Source organism: Rathayibacter sp. AY1C9, from assembly GCF_002932315.1.
Classification (GTDB): Bacteria; Actinomycetota; Actinomycetes; order Actinomycetales; family Microbacteriaceae; genus Rathayibacter.
Genome location: NZ_PSVZ01000001.1, coordinates 1 through 18263, shown reverse-complemented (window position 1 = coordinate 18263; position 18263 = coordinate 1). Strand labels below are relative to the sequence as shown.

Here is an 18263-nt window from a genome sequence, read left to right as displayed (position 1 = left end):
GCTCTCGTTCCACCGCGTGCCCTCCGGGAACGAGAAGAGCCGCACTCCGTGAGGGGAGTGCGGCTCTTCTCGTGCTCGGGCCGTCAGGCGATGTCGATCGCCAGTATCGGATCGGTGGTCGGAGTCGGCGAGCCGCCGGCGTCCTCGACCGTCACGGCGACGACTCCGCCCTCGGTCAGGCTCCCCTCGAGCGGGGCCACGGTGCTGCCCTCTCCCCCATCGAACGTCCCTGCGGCGACCGGACCGGACGAGCCGATGTACCAGAGCTCGTAGGTCTTGTCCTCCGGCAGCGGCGCCAGGTCGTCCACCACGAGGGCGGAGCGGCCGAGCGAGCTCGACCAGACCAGCGTCGCCTGCTCGCCGGTGGCGACCGTGCCGGTCGTCTCCTGCGCGTCGGGGGCGCTGCGGATCTGCTCCAGAGCCGTCTGCTGCTGCGTCTGGCCGGGGCCGGACGAGAGCAGCGGCGGAAGGGTCACTCCGCCGACCACGATCACCGCGGCGGCCGCGGCAGCCGAGAGGTAGACCGCGGGGCGGGCGAACCAGCGGCTCCGGGCGCGGTTCGCGGCGCTGCCGCCACCGTCCCGGCGAGCCGTCGGACCGCTCCGCTCGCCCTCGGAGGCGACGGGGACCAGACGGGGCGCGGCGGGCGCCTCGTGGTCCTCGTCGGGCTCCTCCAGCGGCAGCTGCGGAGTGGTGGCGATGAGCGCCATCAGGTCGGCCTTGAAGCCCGGCGAGGGCTCCACGGCGGGTGCGTCGGCGACCAGCGCCTCCGCCACCTCGGCGAACGCGTCGGCCTCGCCGCGCGCCTCCGGGTGCTCGGAGAGGAAGCGCTCGTAGCGCTCCTGCTCCTCGGGCGTCAGGATGCCCAGTGCGTGACCCGCCGCGAGATCGCGCGGGTCGTCCATCCCGTCGGGGAGTCGCACATCGTTCACAGGGCCACCCCCATCTCTTCTCGAAGTCTGATCATTCCGTCACGCAGGCGTGTCTTGACGGTTCCCACGGGGCACTGCAGGATCCCCGCGATCTCGCTGTGCGAGTATCCGCCGTAGTAAGCGAGCTGCAGCGCCTGCCGCTGCAGTTCCGTCAGGCGGCCCATGGCGGCCGCGACCTTCTCGTGCTCGAGGGACACCTCCGCCTGCTCGGAGACCTGGTCGTAGTCGCGTCCGAGGTCTCGGATTCCGATGCGCATGTCCCGATCACGGCCGGCTTGAGCCGCGCGGACCCTGTCGATGGCCCTGCGGTGTGCCATCGTGAGGATCCAGGTCGTCGCGCTTCCTTTATTCGGAGCGAAACGCCCAGCGGTTTGCCAGATCTCGAGGAAGACCTCCTGGGCCACCTCCTCGGACTGGGAGCGGTCGACGAGGACGCGGATGATCAGGCCGAGGACCCGGCCGGCCATCTGGTCGTAGAGCGCGGCGAACGCGGCCTGCTCTCCCCCGGCGATGCGCTCGAGGAGGACAGCCGCCTCCGCTGTGGTGTCGTCCGTCATCAGCCCCGCCTCGCCCGCGCCCGGGCTGAAAGATTCCGCGTCATCCAGAAGGCTGTCACGGCCAGGCCTGCAACGACGACCGACACCTCGATCGGGTGCGTCACGAATCGGACATCCAGCGCCAACGTGCCGATCGGCACGAGCGCGGGGTCGCCCAGCCGGGGGGCCAGCCAGAGCGAGATCACGGCCACCGCCGCAGCGGTGATGCCCGGATAACTGCGCGGGCGGATGAGGACCCAGAGCCCGGCGAGCACGTCGAGGACCGCGAGGACGCGCATCACCGTGCCCTGCGAGAGCGAGACCCCCGCGGCGAACTGGGCGCCCTCCGCGTCGTCGACGCTCGGCGCGGCGAGGAGGTAGAGGGCGGCGACGACCAGCAGCCCCGTCCCCGCCCAGACGCGCGCGCCGATCCGGAGAGCTCTGCTGTTCTTCATTCCGCTGGCGCCTGTCTGTGGGGACTCGGGCGAGGATCGACTCCTCCTGGGCCCTCGCCTCGCGCACCGTGGCCTCGATGCGAGCAGAGAAGGGGCCGGACCGCAGGAACGCCTCTCGGCGCGAGGCCGCTCGAAGCGGCTATAAGTGGAGCCCGGGGTTACTGCGATCCGGCTTCCGCCAGTCTACCAAAGGCCTCCGCGGTGGCGGCGAGCGGCGTTCGCAGTGGGTGAACGCGAGTTGCGCGTCACTCCAAGGAGTCGCTCCGCCACAGCCGCGCGCAGCTCACGAGCTCGGCCGCGGTGGTCGAGAGGCGCAGGGCGCGGGTGGTCAGCTCGCTCGCCCGGGCGGGGTTCACCGGCTCCACGTCGTCGGCGACCGAGACGGCTCCGGAGGCGCTCACGCGGCAGAACGCCGCGGCGCGGTCCAGTGCCACCGCGAAGTCGCCGTCGAAGACGCCGCGGAGGATCCGGTCGGCCAGCTCGGTGATCTCGGCCGGCCCCGTGGGAGTGCTGGCTCCGGCGACCACCGGGTCGATCGTGGCGGACAGCTCGACTCCGCGCTGGTAGAGGAAGCTCGTGCTCTCCGGGTCCTGCCGGATGACCAGCCGCAGCAGGTAGATCCGCCAGAGGGCGCCCGGCAGGCTCGCCGCGCTGGAGCGCGCCCAGAGCTCGGCCAGCGCGTCGATGCCGTTGTGGTCGGTGTACTCGACCAGGCGGTCGATGACCACCGGGTCGGGGTCGTTCCGGACACGGCTCAGCAGCGCGATCGCGGTCTCGTGGGCGACGCGGCTGATCTGCGCCGGGTCCTCTCCTCCCTGGAACGCCTCGAAGACGTGGGAGGGGAACTTGGTCGGCTTGTGGAAGCCGTCTGTCATGGGGCCGCCTTCCGCGGTCGTGCGCGCGGACGCTCTCGCGCTCGCGCTCCGTAGGGGGTTCGAGGAGGGTAACGCCCGCGGCTGGGCGGGTATGCCCGCGCGGAGGACGCGGTCCGCTCCGGGATCGTCCGCGCTCCGGGCCGCACCTGCTACGGGCCACACCTGCTCCGGGGGCGTCGACGGCCCGCTACCCTGGAGCGCGCGGGCCTCTAGCTCAGTTGGCAGAGCAGCGGACTTTTAATCCGCGGGTCGTCGGTTCGAGCCCGACGGGGCCCACCACACGACCGCCTGGTCGCGCTTTCCGGACAGTGCCAGGGCGCAGCCAGGTCGCCGCACTACCGTGCAGAGGTGCTGACCGTCCTCCGCGTCCTCCTGCGCCGGCCTCGGCTGTGCGAGGCGTGCCGCGTCCGGCCGGCCCGCCGCCGTGACCCGTTCTGCTCGACGGACTGCGCGAAGACGTACTACCTCTACCTCTGACGGCTCGTCCGGGCCGCGGTGCTCCGCGACGGCGTCACTCGTGGCAGAGCGACCACACCTCGTCCGGGTAGTCGCGGACCTTCTCGCCGACGAGCAGGCGCCAGCGGCCGTCCTGGTGCTCGAGCAGGCGGCCGGTGACGACCTCCGAGAGCCAGTCGGAGTCGATCCGGTACCAGCGGACGAGGCGGACGGTCGTCGCGGTGTGCGAGACGCGAGTCGTCATCGCGGGAGTCCCTTCTCGAGGAGGGAGCGGGGTGCTGGAACCAGCGGGGCGTTCGACGCGCGAACGGGGGGATGACCCGCACCGGGACGACTCCGTTGTCGACCGGCCGGGAGACTGCGGCGGGCATCCGGCGGACCGGATGCCAGGAACTCTAGACGACCGCGCGAACGGTGTCTGTCCCGTCGCCGGTCACAGCGGAGCGGCTCCGTTCAGCGGACTCAGGGCTGGACGGTGCAGCCGGCCGAGCGCGTCTGCCGGAACGCGGCCGCTTCGCGGGTGCGGGAGCGGAGCCTCCTCGCGCGGCGGCGGAGGAGCCGCTCGCTCGGGCCGAAGGCTCCGGATTCGAGGAGCTGGCGGAGGGACAGGGTCACCTGCCGGGCCAGACGGGGATCGATGCGGCCGGGGATCCGGATCGCGTCGATGAGGTCGAGGGCGTTGCGCGTGGTGCGGGAGATCGCCATGACGGAACCCTAGGGACGCCGGGGCGCGGTGTGCGCGCCCCGGACGGGGGCGCCGACGGGGACTGATGCTCAGCCCCGGGGCGCCCCGGCGGGATCAGTCGTGCCCGTTGCTGCCGTCGCCACGGCCCGTGGAGGACTGCAGGCGGTCGATGTGCTCGGAGGCCTGGGCCTTGGTGAGGTCGGCGGGCAGGGTCTCGCCCGCCTCGCGCGCGAGGGTGTCGAGGTAGCTGCGCTGCGGGCCGGTCATCGGCTCGTCGCCGGTAACCCAGTCGGACGGGTCCTTGCTGGCGCTGGTGTCGCTGCCGTCGTCGGCACGGGCGCCGAGGACGTCGCCCTCGGTCTTGACATCGGGATCGGTGGTGTTGTCATCGCTCATGGTGCGACCGTACGCCCGACCACCGACGCCGACGAGGGCTTGCGGAGCGGGCCCGGGCGCCCCGCTTCACGAGCCGAGCAGCGCGTGCGCGACGGTGAAGATGACCAGCCCGGCCAGGGAGCCCACGACGGTGCCGTTGATCCGGATGAACTGGAGGTCCTTCCCGACCTGCAGCTCGAGCTTCTCGGACGTCTCGCGCGGGTCCCAGCGGTGGATGGTGTCGCCGATGATGCTGGCGATGTCGGTGCGGTAGCGGTCGACCAGGTTGGCCGCGACCGATCCGATCCAGGAGTCGACGGTCGCCGCGAGACCGGCGTCGGTCGAGAGCCGGCGGCCCAGATCGACCACGATCGACTCGATGCTGCCGCGGAGGGGGCTCGACGGGTCGTCCATCGCGCCGAGGAGGGAGGCCTTCGTCGCCTCCCAGGCGTCCCCGGCGAGCTCGCGGACGCGCGGGCTGTCGAAGGCGCGGTTCTTGATCTCCTCGACCCGGGCGATCAGGTCGGGGTCGGTGCCCAGATCCTGCGCGAGCGTGGCGAGGTAGCCGTCGATCGCGATCCGGAACGGGTGCACCTGGTCCTCGCGCACCGCGGCGACGAAGACGAGAGCCTCGCGGTACAACCGCTCGTCCACCGCTCGGCTGACCGCGGAGGGCAGCCAGCTCGGCAGGCGGCCGCTGACCATGCGGGTGAAGCTCTGCGGGTTCGCGGTCAGCCACGCCTCCGCCTGCTCCACCAGCGTGTCCACGAGGCGCCGGTGGTGGCCGGCCTCGACCACGCTTCCCACCAGCGAGCCCAGCGGCGGGCCCCACTGCGGGTCGAGGAGGTGGCGCCGTGCCAGCGCCTCGATCACGCGCTGCACGTCGGAGTCGTCCAGCAGGGCGATCGCCGAGCGGACGGCCGCGGCGCTCTCGCCGCCGACCCGGTGCGCGTTCTCCGGCTCGGCGAGCCACAGCCCCGCCCGCCGGGCGATCCCGAAGGAGTCGAGCTTCTCGCGCACGATGGCGCCGCGGAGGAAGTTCTCCTCGACGAACTGCGCGAGGCTCGCGCCGATCTCGTCCTTCTTGGTCGGGATGATCGCGGTGTGCGGGATCGGCAGGCCCAGCGGCCGCCGGAACAGCGCGGTCACGGCGAACCAGTCGGCGAGCGCGCCGACCATCCCGCCCTCGCTCGCGGCCCGGACCCACTGCAGCCACGGGTAGCGCTCCTGCAGGGCGAACGACACGGCGAAGACGACGGCCATCACCACGAGCAGGCCCGTGGCGAGCCGCTTCATCCGGACGAGAGCGACGCGCTTGGCCTCGTCGTCGCGCCCGACCGCCGCGAGGGTGGTCATGACGCGGTGGGGAACCCCTCGTGGCGGATGCCCCACGCGACGGTCCACTCCTCGCCCGGCTCGAGCCAGCGCAGGCCCTGCCCGCTGTTGAACGCCTCGGCGGGAGCGGTCATCGGCTCCACGGCGATCGCGGTCTTCACGTCGTCGCCGTCGGGGAAGATCCGGGTGATGAAGACCTGGATGAAGTTGTGCGAGGCGTCGGCCCAGAGGAGCACGCGGCGGCCGTCCGCGGCGCGGAGGCCGTGCACGCTCTCGCCGTCGACCATCCGGACGTCGGCCCAGGCGTCGTCGAGCTCGAGGTCGCCGATGCGGCGGCCGGAGCGGAGGTCCCACTCGGTGCCCTCGACCGGGTTCTGCACGGTGGGGTTGAGGCGCTCGTCGACCTCGATGTGCACCGCCGCGTCGACGGTGATCTCGAGCTCGTCGGTCGGGACGTCGCCGATGGCGAGGAAGGGGTGCGTGCCGATGGCGACGGGCGCCTCGTCGGCTCCGACGTTGACGACGCGGTGGACGACCTTCAGCCCGTCGGCCTGCAGCTCGTAGCGGACCGAGGTCTCGAGGTGGAACGGGTAGCCCGCCTGCGGCACGACCGGCGCGGCCAGCTCGACGAAGGACGGGCCCTGGTCGACGAGGCGGTACGGGGTGCTCACCAGGAGGCCGTGGATGGCGTTGTGGTACTTCGGCTCGGTGATCGCGAGCTGGAGCGTCTCGCCGCGGTGGTGCCAGCGCCCGTCCTTGACGCGGTTGGGCCAGGGCATCAGGACGATGCCCGAGCCGAACGGCGGGACGGTGCTCTCCGGGTAGGAGGCGGTGATCTCCACTCCGTCGACCGAGAGGTGGCGCAGCGCTGCGGCCACCTCCGTCACGACGGCGTGCAGGGTGCGTCCCTCGGCGGTGAGGTCGAGCGAGAACTGGCGCCCGGTGGCGGGGGCGGGGGTGAAGTCGGCCATTCCTTGATCCTACGGACTGACGCGCTCGCCGAGCGTCCGGCAGCGGGTGACCGCGAGCCCCGCCTCCTCCAGAGCGGCGACGACTCCGTCGGCGGCCCCCGCCCCCGTGAGCAGACGGTCGAACTCGTCGGGAGCGGCGACCCGGCCGAGGTCGACCACTCCGAGCTTCGAGGAGTCCGCGACCACGACCCGGCGGGTCGCCGCCTGCAGCATCCGGCGCTTCAGGGTCGCCTCCGGGAGGTTGACGTTGGTGACGCCGGCCTCGGGGTGCACGCCGGTGCAGCCGATGAAGGCGATGTCGGCGCGGATCCGCTCGAGCAGCTCGGACGCGAGCGGCTCGACCAGCGAGTGCTGCAGCGGCCGCAGAGTGCCCCCGGTGACGACGACCGTGAAGCGCGGGATGGCCGGCTCGAGCGCCAGCGCCGTGGAGAGGCCGTTCGTGATCACCGTGACGTCGCGCAGCTCCTCCCGCGCCACGAGCGCGTGCGCGATGGCGAGCGGGGTGGTGCCCACGTCGAGCACGATGCTCTGCCCGGAGGAGACGGAGGCGGCGGCCTCCTCGCCGATCGCGGCCTTCTCGTCGGAGGCGGCGCTCAGGCCCTCCTCGAGCGAGCGCTCACCGGTGGGCCTCGGCGCCGGGATCGCCCCTCCGCGCACCCGCTGGAGGACGCCCTCGCTCGCGAGCAGGGCGAGATCGGAGCGGACCGTGACGACCGAGACCCCGAGCATGTCGGCCATCGGGGCGACCCCGACGAAGCCCGAGCTCTCGGCGGCCAGACGCAGCCGCAGCCGGCGCTCGATCGCCGACGTGGACTCCTGCTCGCCGTCCGTCCTCATCCGCCCATCGTGCCCGCGGGCCGGTGGACTTGTCAAAGGGAAAACGAGCTTTCCTTTTCGAAGGTGCGGCCCTAGTCTGACTCCTGCCATGAACGAAGCGATCACACTCTCCGCCGGCGTCGTCAAGCGCCCGCACACGCTGGCCGACGGCCGCGAGCTCCTCTACTTCGACGACGCCGACACGACCCTCCCCCCGGAGCGCGCCGCCGACGCCCGCCACCTCGACCCCCGCCCTGCCACCGCGCGGATGCGCCAGGACGTGCTGACCGGCGAGTGGGTCTCCATCGCCGCGTCGCGCCAGAACCGCGTGTTCCTGCCGCCGGCCGAGCTCGATCCGCTCGCCCCGGCGTCGCCGACGAACCCGTCGGAGGTGCCCAGCCGCTACGACGTCGCCGTCTTCGAGAACCGCTCCCCCTCCTTCGGCCCGCTCCTCGAGGACGCGGACGCGCCCGCCTCCCTGGCGGACCTGCGCACTCTCGGGCTCGGCCGGACGCTGACCAGCGTCGGCCGCTGCGAGGTCGTCTGCTTCAGCCCCGAGCACGAGGGCTCGTTCGCCACGCTCAGCGCCTCCCGAGCCCGGACCGTGGTCGAGGCCTGGGCCGACCGCGTGGGCGCCCTCTCGGCCCTTCCCGGCGTGCAGCAGGTCTTCCCGTTCGAGAACCGCGGCGAGGCGATCGGCGTCACGCTGCACCATCCCCACGGGCAGATCTACTCCTACCCCTACGTCACGCCGCGCACGACCCGCCTGCTCGCCTCGCTCGACAGCTACGGGCCGTCGATGTTCGCCGACGTCCTCGCCTTCGAGCAGGCCGGCGAGCGCGTCCTCCTCCGCGGCGAGCACTTCACCGCGTTCGTGCCGTTCGCCGCGCGCTGGCCCGTCGAGGTGCACCTCCTGCCGCACCGCCACGTCCCGGACCTGGCGGCGACGACCCCGGAGGAGCGCGACGAGCTGGCTGTGATGTACCAGCGCCTGCTCCGCGGCATCGACGCCCTCTACGACACCCCGACGCCCTACATCGCCGCCTGGCACCAGGCCCCGGTGCACGAGCGCCGCGACGAGGTGCGCCTGATGCTCCAGATCACCTCGCCCCGCCGCGCCGAGACGAAGCTCAAGTACCTCGCGGGGAGCGAGGCCGCGATGGGCGCCTGGATCGGCGACATCGCCCCCGAGACGAGCGCCGCGGCCCTGCGCGCGGCGATCGAGCGGGCCGAAGCGGCCGTGCTCGAGGCCGGGATCGCACAGCGCCCCGACGCGGCGCTGCCGGTCGCCGCGCACAGCGACGACTCGCTTCCCGGCGGCGCCGCCACTCCCGCCACCACCGCCGCCGACATCGCCGAGGAGAACCGATGACCGCCGCTCCCGCATCCCTGACCGCCGTCGCCGAGAGCGCGGCCGCCGCCTTCGAGCGCACCTTCGGCCGCCCCGCCGCGGGCGTCTGGGCCGGCCCCGGCCGCGTGAACCTGATCGGCGAGCACACCGACTACAACGACGGCTTCGTCTTCCCCTTCGCGATCGACCGCGCCACGGCGATGGCCGTCGCTCCGAGGGAGGACCGCCTGATCCGGATCAGCAGCGCCTTCTCCCCCGAGGTGGTCGAGGTCGCTCTCGACGAGCTCGGCCCCGGCGCCGTGACCGGCTGGTCGGCCTACCCGCTCGGCGTGGTCTGGGCGCTCACCGAGTACGGCGTCGACCTGGGCTCCCGCTCGGGCTTCGACGCGTACGTCGACTCCGACGTGCCGGTCGGCGCGGGGCTCTCGAGCTCGGCGGCGCTGATGTGCGCGATGGCCGTCGCCCTCGACGAGCTCTGGGACCTCGGCTTCGACCGCGCGACGATGGCCCGCGTCGGCCGTCGCGCCGAGAACGTCGCGGTCGGCGCCCCCACCGGGATCATGGACGAGTCCGCCTCCCTCTTCGGGAAGCGCGACGCCGCGGTGTTCCTGGACTGCCGCAGCCTCGACACCGAGGTCGTCCCCCTCGGCTTCGAGGAGGCCGGCCTCGTCCTGCTCGTCGTCGACACGCGCGTCGAGCACGCGCACGCCACCGGCGGCTACGCCGAGCGGCGCGCCTCCTGCGAGCTCGGCGCCGCGACCCTCGGCGTGCCGTCGCTCCGCGAGCTGACGGTCGACGACCTGCCGCGCGCCCAGGAGCTCCTCGACGACGTCACCTACCGGCGCGTGAAGCACGTCGTGACCGAGGACGTCCGCGTGCTCGAGACCGTCCGCACCCTGCGCGAGCACGGTCCCCGGGCGATCGGCGATCTGCTCGACGCCGGCCACGTCTCCCTCCGCGACGACTTCGAGATCTCGGTGCCCGAGCTCGACACCGCCGTCGAGGCGGCGCGCGGCGCCGGAGCGATCGGCGCCCGGATGACCGGCGGCGGCTTCGGCGGCTCCGCGATCGCCCTCGCCCCGGTGGAGAAGGAGGAGGAGGTCCGCGCCGCGGTCCTCGCCGCCTTCGCCGAGAAGGGCTTCACGACTCCGGAGCTCTTCCTGGTCACGGCCGCCGACGGCGCGGGTCGGGTGCTCTGACCTCTGCTTCCGTCGACGCCCCCTGCGACCTCGCGTCGCAGGGGGCGTTCCTCGTCCAGCCGCTACGGCGCCGGATCCGGCGGAACGACGGCGCGCCCTTCTCCCCCGGTGACCCGAACCAGCTCGGCGAAGCTCGTCGGGTAGACGGTGTGCGCGTGCCCGGCCGCAGCCCAGACCACGTCGTAGGCGGCGAGGGCCGTGTCGACCACGGTGCGCAGCGGCGCGGGATGGCCCACCGGCGCGATCCCGCCGATCGTCTGGCCCGTCGCGGACTTCACCTCCGCGGCCGGCGCCCGGGTGATCGATCCGCCCAGCTGCACGCCCAGCCAGGCGGTGTCGACGCGGTGGCCGCCGCTGGTCAGGACCAGCAGCGGCGCACCGTCGATCAGGAACACGAGCGAGTTGGCGATCTGGCCGACGTCGACGCCCAGCGCCTCGGCCGCCAGTGCCGCCGTCGACGCGGCCGAATCGAGCCAGCGCACGGTCGGGTGCACGCCGTGCCGGTCGAGGTCGGCGAGGACGCGGTCGACGGCCGGGTGGCTCCGTTCGCTCATGCCGCCGAGGCTAGCGCCCCGGCCGCCCTCACTTCTCGAACGTGGAGGCGTCGATCACGAAGCGGTAGCGGACGTCCGAGGCGAGGACGCGCTCGTAGGCCTCGTTGATCTGCGACGCCGAGACGACCTCGACCTCGCTCGCGATGCCCTTCTCGGCGCAGAAGTCGAGCATCTCCTGGGTCTCGCGGATGCCGCCGATGCCCGAGCCCGCGAAGGAGCGACGGGCGCCGAAGAGCGTGAAGACGTGCAGCGGCAGCGCCTCGGCCGGAGCGCCCACGTTCACCATCGTGCCGTTGCGGCGCAGGAGCCCCAGGTAGGCGTCGAGGTCGAGGGGCGCGCTGACCGTGTTGACGATCAGGTCGAAGGTGTTCGCGAGATCGGTGAAGGTCGCCTCGTCGCGCGTCGCGTAGTAGTGGTCGGCGCCCAGACGGAGGCCGTCCTCCTTCTTGCTGAGGGTCTGCGAGAGCACGGTGACCTCGGCGCCCATCGCGTGCGCGAACTTGACGGCCATGTGGCCGAGCCCGCCGAGGCCGACGACGGCCACCCGCTTGCCGGGGCCCGCCTCCCAGTGCGAGAGCGGCGAGTAGGTCGTGATGCCCGCGCACAGCAGCGGAGCGGCGGCCTCGTAGGGGATCGACTCCGGCACGCGGAGCACGAAGTCCTCGACGACGACGACGTGCGTGGAGTAGCCGCCCTGGGTGATGGTGCCGTCGCGGTCGACGGAGGCGTAGGTGCCGGTGTTGCCCTTCAGGCAGTACTGCTCCTCGCCCGCGAGGCAGTTCTCGCACTCGCGGCAGGAGTTCACCATGCAGCCGACGCCGACGCGGTCGCCGACGGAGTGCTTGGTGACCTCGGAGCCGACCTCGGCGACGACGCCGACGATCTCGTGGCCGACGGTCAGCGGGTACGCCACCGGTCCCCAGTCGCCGCGGACGGTGTGGATGTCGGAGTGGCAGATGCCGGAGTAGGCGATCTCGATGAGCACGTCGTGCGGTCCGACGTCGCGGCGCTCGATGGTGGTGGGGACGAGCGGCTCGGTCGCGGAGGGGGCGGCGTAGGCGGTGACGGTGAGCATGGGTTCTCCTCGTGGGGCGGGGCGCGCTCCGAGGACGTGTCCGACGGGGTGGGGGACGCGAGAGCGCCGGGCCACGCTACCGGCAGGCGACTGGACGTCGCCCCCGAGCGCGGTCCGGCGCGGGTCCCGTGGCGCGGGGCCGGTCAGCGCAGGGCGCGCTCGGCCGCCGTCACCACGTTGTGGATGAGCATCGCGCGCGTCATCGGGCCGACGCCGCCGGGCACAGGCGAGAGCCAGCCCGCGACCTCCGCCACCTCCGGTGAGACGTCGCCGGTCAGCTTCGCGCGGCCCGTCTCCGGGTTCTCGACCCGCGTGATGCCCACGTCGAGCACGGCGGCGCCGGGCTTCACCCAGTCGGCGCGGATGAGCCCGGGCACGCCCACGGCGGCCACCACGATGTCGGCGCGGCGCACCTCCGCGGCGAGATCGGCCGTGCGGGAGTGGGTGAGGGTCACGGTGGCGTCGAGGCCCTTCCGCGTGAGCAGGAGCCCGAGCGGTCGGCCGACGGTGAGCCCGCGGCCCACGACGACGACGTGCCGGCCCGAGGTCGGGATGCCGTGGCGCTGCAGCATCTCGACGATCCCGTTCGGCGTGCAGGGCAGCGGGCTGTCCAGCTCGCCCTCGACACCGAGAACCAGGCGGCCGAGGTTGGTGGGGTGCAGGCCGTCGGCGTCCTTGTCCGGATCCATGAGCTCGAGCATCGCGTTCTCGTCGATGCCCTTCGGCAGCGGGAGCTGGATGATGTACCCGGTCACGGCCTCCGAGTCGTTGAGCTGCCGGATGGCGGCGCGGATGTCGTCCGCCGACGCGGTCGCGGGGAGGTCCACGCGGATCGACTCGATCCCGACCTCCGCGCAGTCGCGGTGCTTGCCCGCGACGTACGAGCGGGAGGCGGGATCGTCCCCCACCAGCAGCGTTCCGAGCCCGGGCACGACGCCCCGCTCGCGCAGAGCGGCGACCCGCTCCGCGATCTCCGTCTTGACCGCCGTCGCCGTCGCGACGCCGTCGAGTACCTGTGCCGTCATCTCGGGCTCCTCGGTCGTGGCGCGGCGGAGGGGGACGGTGCCCCGGCCTCCGCCGCGCGGGTGGTGCAGCGGATCGACTACAGCCCGGGGTAGAGCGGGAAGTCGTCGGTGAGGCGGGCGACACGGCCGCGCAGCGCCTCGAGGTCGGCCGAGGGCTTGAGCGCCTCGGCGATGACGTCGGCGACCTCGGTGAACTCCGTGTCGCCGAAGCCGCGGGTCGCGAGCGCCGGCGTGCCGATGCGCAGGCCCGAGGTGACCATCGGCGGGCGGGGGTCGAACGGCACGGCGTTGCGGTTGACCGTGATGCCGACCTCGTGGAGGCGGTCCTCGGCCTGCTTGCCGTCCAGCGGCGAGTCGCGCAGGTCGGCGAGGACGAGGTGGACGTCCGTGCCGCCGGTCAGGACGTCGATGCCCTCGGCCTTCGAGTCGGCCGCCGTGAGGCGCTCGGCGAGGATCTGCGCGCCGCGGATGGTGCGTGCCTGGCGGTCGGCGAACTCGGGCTCGCCGGCGAGCTTGAACGCGGTCGCCTTCGCGGCGATCACGTGCATGAGCGGGCCGCCCTGCTGGCCGGGGAAGACGGCCGAGTTCAGCTTCTTGGCGTACTCCTGCTTCGCGAGGATGAGCCCCGAGCGCGGGCCGGCCAGCGTCTTGTGGACGGTGGTCGTCACGACGTCGGCGTAGGGCACCGGCGACGGGTGCAGCCCCGCCGCCACGAGGCCTGCGAAGTGGGCCATGTCGACCCAGAGCTTCGCGCCGACCTCGTCGGCGATGGCGCGGAACGCCTCGAAGTCGAGCTGACGGGGGTAGGCGGACCAGCCGGCGATGAGCACCTGCGGACGGACCTCGAGGGCCTTCTCGCGGACCGCGTCCATGTCGATGCGGAAGGTCTGCGGGTCGACGCCGTACGCGGTCGCGTTGTAGAGCTTGCCCGAGAAGTTCAGCTTCATGCCGTGGGTCAGGTGGCCGCCGTGCGCGAGCTCGAGGCCGAGGATGGTGTCTCCGGGCTGCACGAGCGCGGCGAGCGCCGCGGCGTTGGCGGAGGCTCCGGAGTGCGGTTGGACGTTGGCGAACTCGGCGCCGAAGAGGGCCTTGGCGCGGTCGATCGCGAGCTGCTCGGCGATGTCGACGTACTCGCAGCCTCCGTAGTAGCGGCGGCCGGGGTAGCCCTCGGCGTACTTGTTGGTCAGGACGGAGCCCTGCGACTCGAGGATCGCGCGCGGCACGAAGTTCTCGCTCGCGATCATCTCGAGGTAGCCGCGCTGGCGGTCGAGCTCCTGCTGGAGCACGGCGGCGATCTCGGGGTCGACCACCGACACGGGCTGGTCGAACGAGGCGGCGACGCCGGGGCTGGCGGGGGAAGAGGACACGGACGCTCCTTGGCTGGGAAACGGAAGGGGCCCGGCAGGTCGCTGCGGCGCGACACGGCTCGTTCGGGCGACCCGATCTACGGTATCCGTTCCAGCCCAGGCGTGCGGCGGGAAAAGTGTCCGGGGCGCTGCCCCGGAGGAGGTGCCGCTCCCTGATGGTCACCCATCCGAACGCCAGTCGCGGCGGGCTCACTCTAGCAAGCGGGCCGGGTGGCGCGGGAGTCGCGCCAGTCGGGGGCGGGCACGCGCGATCGTGCGACGATCCCTCGGGCGGTCCCGGCGCGGGACCGGGAGGGAGGGCGTCGCCGTGGGTCCTCGACGCCGCTCCGAGCGCATCGACGGCCGCAGCGACGAGGAGCTCGTCGCGCTGGTCCGGGAGGGCCGCACCGACGCGGTCTCCGAGCTCTGGCGCCGCCACTCCTCGGCCGGGCGCACCGTGGCCCGGGCGTGGGCGAGCAGCTCCGACCCCGACGACCTGGTCTCGGAGGCGTTCCTCCGCGTCCTGCGGGCGATCGAGCGCGGCGGCGGACCCGAGGGCGCCTTCCGCCCCTACTTCTTCACCACCGTCCGCAACGTCGCGGGATCCTGGGCCCGGCGGGACCGGCACGAGCGGCCGTTCGACGAGGCCGACCGCGCCCTCCCCTCTGCCGGCCCCGATCCCGAGGCGCACGCCCTCGCCGCCCTCGAGCGCGACCTGGGCGCGCGCGCGTTCCGGGCGCTGCCGCCGCGCTGGCAGGAGGTGCTCTGGTACACGGAGGTGGAGGGCCTGTCCCCCGCCGCCGCCGCACCGCTGATGGGCCTGCGGCCCAACGCGGTCGCAGCGCTCGGGGTGCGGGCGCGGGAGGGGCTGCGCTCCGCGTGGATCCGGGAGCACGTGGCGGACGCCTCGGCGACGGGCGAGTGCGAGTGGGTGCTCGAGCGGGCGGGGACGTACGCGCGAGGACGAGCCCCCGTCCGGGACAGGCACCGCATCGACCGGCACCTGGACGGGTGCCTCTCCTGCCGGGAGGCGCTGGCGGAGGCCGAGAGCACTGCGCGCCGCCTCGCGTCGGTGCTGCTGCCGCTCTCGGCCGGCGTGAGCGGTGCGGCAGCCTGGGCGGCGGGCGGGGGCTCTGGCGCGGCCTCCGGTCCGCTGCCGAGCGCGGTCCGGGCGTCGAGCGCGGTTCGAGCGTCGAGAGCGGTCCGAGCGTCGAGAGCGGGCAGCGGAACAGGAGTAGTCGTCGCCGCGTCCGCTGCGGCGGCACTCGCGGTCGCGGGAGTCGTCGGCGCGGTGGTGCTGCTGTCCGGGAACGGGGGCGGCGCGCTCGTGGCGGCGGAGGACGCCTCCGCGCGGGTGGACGAGCGCGCAACGGCCGAGGCGGCTGCGCCGGCGTCGAGCGGAGGAGCGACGGCGAGCGCCGACCGACCGGAGACGGACCCGGAGGCCGCGGACCGGACGAGTGCAGCGGACGGCGATCCGGCGGGGCGGTCCAGGGGTTCCGGCGCTGCTCCGAGGAGCACGGTGCCGGCCGTGGCCGGACGGGCCGCGTCGGACGATGCCGGAGCGACGCGCGCGACCCCCGGGAGGACGGGACGCCCGCCGCAACAGGAGCCGTCCCACGATCCCGTCGGCGCACCGGCGTCGAGAGGGATCGAGGCGACCGCCTCCCCGACTCCTGCCGCCGAGCCCGCCCCGTCCCGCCCTGCCGTGACCGGCAGCCCCGCACCGGCGCCCTCCCCTGCCGTCACCGAGGCTCCGGCCCCCTCCGGGCCGCCGGGGACCACGACCGGGAGCTCCGCGCCGGGCCCGATCGGCAACGGCCCGGGCCTGCCCTCCGTTCCGGTCCCGACCCCCGCACCCAGCACTCCGGTCCCGGTTCCTGTTCCTGTTCCTGTTCCGACCGTGACTCCCCCACCGGACACTCCGGCTCCGGCAGCGACGCACGCACCGAGCACTCCGGCGCCGGTCCCTACAGGGGCGCCGAGCACCTCCGCTCCGGTCTCGACTCCCGCGCCGGTCACGACCCCCACTCCGGCCGCACCTCCCGCTCCGGCCGCACCGACCCTCGCGCTCGACACCGACGGCCGGCTGCTGCCCGATGCCCTGGGCACCGCCGCGCCCGGCGCCGCGGTGCTCCTCGAGGACGCCTCCGACGGACGCCGCGTGGGCTCCGCCACCGCCGACGCCGACGGCTCCTGGACCGCGCCGGCGCTCCCCCTCCCCGCGGGCACGACCACGGTGCTGGCGCGCACCGCCGCAGGAGTCAGCGCCCTTGAGACGGTCGACCTGCGCGCTCCGGTGCTCCTCGCCCGGGCCGCGTCGAGCGGGGGCGCGGTCGGCGTGCTCGTGCTCGCCGACCCCGACGCGGACGGCCTCGACCTCCTGGTCGACGGCGAGCAGGTGCGGTCCCTCGCTCCCGGAGCCCCCGTCCTCGCCGCGACCCTGGAGGTCGGTCCCGGGAGGCACACGATCGGCGTCCGCTACTCCTCCCCGGACGGGCGGACGGGACCCGTCGCCGCCGTGTCCGTCGATGCGGGCTGAGGCGCGCGGACCGCCCTGTGCCCCACCGTTATCCTGGGCGGATGCAGCCCGAACCCGCCGCGTCCGCGACTCCCCGGCCCGCCCCCGTGAGCACCCGTCCGACGGGCAGCGACGCCGCGTGGTCCGGCGCCCGGCCCGCGGGAAACCACTGGACCCTGACCTTCGCCTGCCCCGACCAGCCGGGCATCGTGCACGCCGTGTCCGGTGCCGTCGTCCAGGCCCGCGGCAACATCACCGAGAGCCAGCAGTTCTCGAGCGCCGACACCGGCCGCTTCTTCATGCGCCTGCAGGTGGAGTCGCCCATCAGCCGCGAGGAGTTCGCCGCCGCCCTGCTGCCGATCACGGAGCACTACGGGATGACCTGGCGCCTCGACGTCGTCGGCCGGCCGCTGCGCACCCTCGTCCTCGCCTCCACCGCCGCGCACTGCGTCAACGACCTGCTCTTCCGCCAGCGCGCCGGGCAGCTCGCGGTGGACATCCCGATGATCCTGTCCAATCACGGCAGCCTTCGCGACCTCGCCGAGTTCTACGGCGTGCCCTTCGAGTCGCGACCCGTGGTCTCGCCGGAGTCGAAGCGCGGGTTCGAGGAGCGCGTGCTGGAGGTCGTCGAGGAGCACGACGTCGAGCTCGTGGTCCTGGCGCGCTACATGCAGATCCTCTCCCCCGAGCTCTGCGCGCGACTGGCCGGCCGCGCCATCAACATCCACCACTCGTTCCTGCCGGGCTTCAAGGGCGCGAACCCCTACAAGCAGGCGCACGCCCGCGGCGTCAAGCTGATCGGGGCGACCGCGCACTTCGTCACCAGCGACCTCGACGAGGGGCCGATCATCGAGCAGAACGTGGTGCGCGTGGACCACTCGCACTCGGTCGCCCAGCTCGTGGCGATCGGGCAGGACGAGGAGAGCCGTACGCTCACGCAGGCGGTCAAGTGGTTCGCGGAGGACCGGGTGCTCCTCGACGGGGCCCGCACCATCATCTTCCGCTGACCTCCGGCGGCTAGCATGGTCGGCGTGAATCGAGCAGGAGCGGACACCGCGGGCACCGACATCAGGATCGGCCCGAACGCGATCCTCCGGTTCCTCCTGGAGCTCGTCGCGCTGGCGACCTTCGCCCTCTGGGGCTTCGCGTCGTGGGACCTCCCGTGGAACATCGTCCTCGGCATCGGCGCTCCGGTGGTCGCCGCGCTGATCTGGGCGCTCTTCCTCTCGCCGCGCGCGGTCCTCGCGATCGACGTCTACGGCCGCTCGCTGATCGAGCTGCTCGTGATGGGCGCCGCCGCGCTGGCGTGGCTGGACCTCAGCCAGCCGGTCGTCGCGATCGTCTTCGGCGTCCTCGCCGTCGTCTCCGGCGTCATCGCGGGACGCCGCTCCCTCTGATCCTGACGGCGGCCGCTCAGGCCGAGGGGGCGCTCGCTCGGAGCCGTCCACCGCTGTCCCCGAGGGTGCACCGCTGTCCCCGTGCGATCACCGCCGCCTCGGACCGGAACCGTAGGCGGCGTCCCGACTCGCAGCGGCAGGTTGCCATCGCGCTCTCCCGTCGATGCACCTCCAGGGGTGCGCCACCGCAGCGGGATCCCGGGCCGATCGCACTGCCGGGGCCCCAGTCGGAGATGCTCCGCCCCGCCTGATCGTCGATCTCTCCCCGACCCGCTCCCGCCTCCGCTCTCGAGCCGTTCCCCCACGCAGCCCGGCCGGTCTTGCTCCCGGCCCGCACCACGAGCCGCCCGGTCTCCGCC

At 73.5% G+C, this 18263-nt stretch carries 20 protein-coding genes and 1 tRNA gene; 7 read left to right on the top strand and 14 right to left on the bottom strand.

Annotated features, from left to right (window positions below):
* Positions 1 to 83: 83 nt before the first annotated feature.
* The 4 genes from C5D09_RS00100 to C5D09_RS00085 all read right to left on the bottom strand — a co-directional run bounded on the left by C5D09_RS00100 (position 84) and on the right by C5D09_RS00085 (position 2798).
* A complete protein-coding gene (locus C5D09_RS00100) occupies positions 84 to 932 on the bottom strand; it encodes an anti-sigma factor domain-containing protein (protein WP_146076502.1) in 849 nt (282 codons plus the stop codon).
* Positions 929 to 1489, bottom strand: coding sequence for an ECF RNA polymerase sigma factor SigK (gene sigK, locus C5D09_RS00095; RefSeq protein ID WP_104224709.1), 561 nt, complete (start codon positions 1487 to 1489; stop codon positions 929 to 931). The genes C5D09_RS00100 and sigK overlap by 4 nt, the downstream gene beginning before the upstream one ends.
* Positions 1489 to 1923: a hypothetical protein gene (locus tag C5D09_RS00090; protein ID WP_104227272.1), complete on the bottom strand. Its 435-nt coding sequence runs from the start codon at positions 1921 to 1923 to the stop codon at positions 1489 to 1491. The genes sigK and C5D09_RS00090 overlap by 1 nt, the downstream gene beginning before the upstream one ends.
* Positions 1924 to 2168: 245 nt before the next feature.
* Complete coding sequence (locus C5D09_RS00085; protein ID WP_104227273.1) at positions 2169 to 2798, bottom strand: DNA-directed RNA polymerase subunit beta; 630 nt, start codon at positions 2796 to 2798, stop codon at positions 2169 to 2171.
* 203 nt (positions 2799 to 3001) lie between these two features.
* On the opposite strand from C5D09_RS00085, the gene C5D09_RS00080 reads away from it, so the two are divergent.
* Together C5D09_RS00080 and C5D09_RS17775 are read left to right on the top strand one after the other, a co-directional pair.
* A tRNA-Lys gene (locus C5D09_RS00080) sits at positions 3002 to 3077 on the top strand.
* A gap of 69 nt (positions 3078 to 3146) precedes the next feature.
* Positions 3147 to 3275, top strand: a complete 129-nt coding sequence (locus C5D09_RS17775) for a hypothetical protein (RefSeq protein WP_258059535.1) — start codon at positions 3147 to 3149, stop codon at positions 3273 to 3275.
* Positions 3276 to 3309: 34 nt separating this feature from the next.
* On the opposite strand, the gene C5D09_RS00075 is transcribed toward C5D09_RS17775, so the two are convergent.
* From C5D09_RS00075 to C5D09_RS00050, 6 genes are all read right to left on the bottom strand, one after another.
* A complete protein-coding gene (locus C5D09_RS00075; RefSeq protein WP_104224712.1) occupies positions 3310 to 3498 on the bottom strand; it encodes a hypothetical protein in 189 nt (62 codons plus the stop codon).
* A 218-nt stretch (positions 3499 to 3716) separates the two neighbouring features.
* Positions 3717 to 3959 carry a hypothetical protein gene (locus C5D09_RS00070; RefSeq protein WP_104224713.1) on the bottom strand — a complete coding sequence of 81 codons (243 nt, stop codon included), beginning with the start codon at positions 3957 to 3959 and terminating at the stop codon, positions 3717 to 3719.
* A gap of 94 nt (positions 3960 to 4053) precedes the next feature.
* Entirely contained in the window at positions 4054 to 4335 is a 282-nt protein-coding gene (locus C5D09_RS00065) for a DUF3072 domain-containing protein (protein ID WP_104224714.1), read from the bottom strand.
* 66 nt (positions 4336 to 4401) lie between these two features.
* A complete protein-coding gene (locus C5D09_RS00060; protein WP_104224715.1) occupies positions 4402 to 5670 on the bottom strand; it encodes a DUF445 domain-containing protein in 1269 nt (422 codons plus the stop codon).
* Positions 5667 to 6620: an aldose 1-epimerase family protein gene (locus C5D09_RS00055; RefSeq protein WP_104263066.1), complete on the bottom strand. Its 954-nt coding sequence runs from the start codon at positions 6618 to 6620 to the stop codon at positions 5667 to 5669. The genes C5D09_RS00060 and C5D09_RS00055 overlap by 4 nt, the downstream gene beginning before the upstream one ends.
* A 9-nt stretch (positions 6621 to 6629) precedes the next feature.
* Complete coding sequence (locus C5D09_RS00050) at positions 6630 to 7457, bottom strand: DeoR/GlpR family DNA-binding transcription regulator (RefSeq protein ID WP_104224717.1); 828 nt, start codon at positions 7455 to 7457, stop codon at positions 6630 to 6632.
* A gap of 88 nt (positions 7458 to 7545) precedes the next feature.
* Here C5D09_RS00050 and galT point away from each other — a divergent pair, with 88 nt between their 5' ends.
* Positions 7546 to 8808, top strand: coding sequence for a galactose-1-phosphate uridylyltransferase (gene galT, locus C5D09_RS00045; RefSeq protein WP_104268350.1), 1263 nt, complete (start codon positions 7546 to 7548; stop codon positions 8806 to 8808).
* Positions 8805 to 9986: a galactokinase gene (gene galK / locus C5D09_RS00040; RefSeq protein ID WP_104268349.1), complete on the top strand. Its 1182-nt coding sequence runs from the start codon at positions 8805 to 8807 to the stop codon at positions 9984 to 9986. Before galT ends, galK begins: the two co-directional genes overlap by 4 nt.
* Before the next feature lie 62 nt (positions 9987 to 10048).
* Here galK and C5D09_RS00035 read toward each other — a convergent pair whose 3' ends face one another.
* From C5D09_RS00035 to glyA, 4 genes are all read right to left on the bottom strand, one after another.
* Positions 10049 to 10540, bottom strand: coding sequence for a YbaK/EbsC family protein (locus tag C5D09_RS00035; RefSeq protein WP_104227277.1), 492 nt, complete (start codon positions 10538 to 10540; stop codon positions 10049 to 10051).
* A gap of 28 nt (positions 10541 to 10568) precedes the next feature.
* Positions 10569 to 11615 (bottom strand): NAD(P)-dependent alcohol dehydrogenase, encoded by a 1047-nt coding sequence (locus tag C5D09_RS00030; protein WP_104233905.1) that lies wholly within the window; start codon positions 11613 to 11615, stop codon positions 10569 to 10571.
* A 143-nt stretch (positions 11616 to 11758) separates the two neighbouring features.
* Positions 11759 to 12640 (bottom strand): bifunctional methylenetetrahydrofolate dehydrogenase/methenyltetrahydrofolate cyclohydrolase, encoded by an 882-nt coding sequence (locus C5D09_RS00025; RefSeq protein ID WP_104268348.1) that lies wholly within the window; start codon positions 12638 to 12640, stop codon positions 11759 to 11761.
* Positions 12641 to 12717: 77 nt separating this feature from the next.
* A complete protein-coding gene (glyA, locus tag C5D09_RS00020) occupies positions 12718 to 14007 on the bottom strand; it encodes a serine hydroxymethyltransferase (protein WP_104224723.1) in 1290 nt (429 codons plus the stop codon).
* A 307-nt stretch (positions 14008 to 14314) separates the two neighbouring features.
* Between glyA and C5D09_RS00015 the strand changes: the two genes are divergently transcribed.
* From C5D09_RS00015 to C5D09_RS00005, 3 genes are read left to right on the top strand one after another with little or no spacing between them, the layout of a single operon-like run.
* The gene (locus tag C5D09_RS00015) at positions 14315 to 16528 is read left to right on the top strand and encodes a sigma-70 family RNA polymerase sigma factor (RefSeq protein ID WP_146085589.1); all 2214 of its coding nucleotides are present in this window, start codon (positions 14315 to 14317) and stop codon (positions 16526 to 16528) included.
* A 41-nt stretch (positions 16529 to 16569) separates the two neighbouring features.
* Positions 16570 to 17514, top strand: a complete 945-nt coding sequence (gene purU, locus C5D09_RS00010; RefSeq protein ID WP_104247704.1) for a formyltetrahydrofolate deformylase — start codon at positions 16570 to 16572, stop codon at positions 17512 to 17514.
* Positions 17515 to 17538: 24 nt separating this feature from the next.
* A complete protein-coding gene (locus tag C5D09_RS00005) occupies positions 17539 to 17904 on the top strand; it encodes a YrdB family protein (protein ID WP_258066858.1) in 366 nt (121 codons plus the stop codon).
* The last annotated feature ends 359 nt before the right edge of the window (positions 17905 to 18263 follow it).